The 1,006-nt window shown below is 63.0% G+C and carries 1 protein-coding gene; it reads right to left on the bottom strand.

Annotated elements, in window-relative coordinates; all coding sequences use genetic code 11:
- Positions 1-15: 15 nt before the first annotated feature.
- Positions 16-1,006: IS30 family transposase (locus tag MXD58_RS25485; protein ID WP_248838022.1), on the bottom strand; the 991-nt coding region annotated here is incomplete at its 5' end.

Below are 1,006 nucleotides of genomic sequence, written 5' to 3'. Positions count from 1 at the left end.
GGCGGAATCAAGTAGTCATGGCGACGCATGACTTTCCAACAATTCGGCGAAGACCTCGACTGGCTTCGCCCATGTAAGCGTTTGCCGTGGCCGCCCATTCAGCTGCGTCGCCACAATATCAAGTTCATCCTGGGTGTGCAAGGACAGGTCGGTGCCCTTCGGGAAGTATTGGCGGAGCAGACCGTTAGTGTTCTCGTTCGAGCCGCGTTGCCACGGTGAATGTGGATCGCAGAAATAGACCGGCATGCCTGTCCGGACGGTGAAGTCGGCGTGCCGGGCCATCTCCTTGCCCTGGTCCCACGTGACGGAGCCCCGCATGAACTCGGGCAGGGTCTCCATCTTCTTCGCCAGCAGGTAGGCGACCTTGTCTGCGTTGCGGTCGTAGGGGATACGTACAAGCATCACGAACCGGGTCGTGCGCTCGACCAGCGTCGCGATCTGTGACCTGTTCCCCTTGCCGATGATCAGGTCACCCTCCCAGAATCCGGGGACGGCACGGTCGTCGGCTTCCTTCGGCCGCTCGCTGATGTTGATCATGTCGATGATCCCGCCCCTGGTCAGGGTGCCGCGCGACCGGTTGACCCGCCTGGTCCGGCCCTTGCGTAGCGCGATCTTCAGCTCGGTCCGCAGTTCGCCGCGGGCCTGCAGGTACAGGCATTCGTAGATCGTCTCGTGCGACACACGCATGCTCTCATCGTCGGGAAAGTCCGTGCGCAGTCTCTCGCTGATCTGCTTCGGTGACCACTTCTCAACCAGGCCGGCGTTCACCGCGTCGTGCAGCTCCCTCGACGCGACGAGTTTCCGTTCCTTCGGGCGCGCGCACATCAGGTCACACCGTGCCTGCGCGTCCACCGCCCTATACGCCGCCGCACCGCCGTTACGCTCAATCTCCCGAGAGATCGCCGAATGATGCCGGCCGAGCACAGCCGCGATATATCGAGCTGAACGCCCCTGGCTCAGCTCTCGCGAGATTGCCTCGCGATCCTCCACCGTCAACCGCTCCCGC

It is taken from the genome of Frankia sp. AgKG'84/4 (genome assembly GCF_023242965.2).
In the GTDB taxonomy this organism is placed as follows: domain Bacteria; phylum Actinomycetota; class Actinomycetes; order Frankiales; family Frankiaceae; genus Frankia.
The sequence above is the reverse complement of the archived record's forward strand: the minus strand, read 5'-3'. Positions and strand labels throughout refer to the sequence as shown.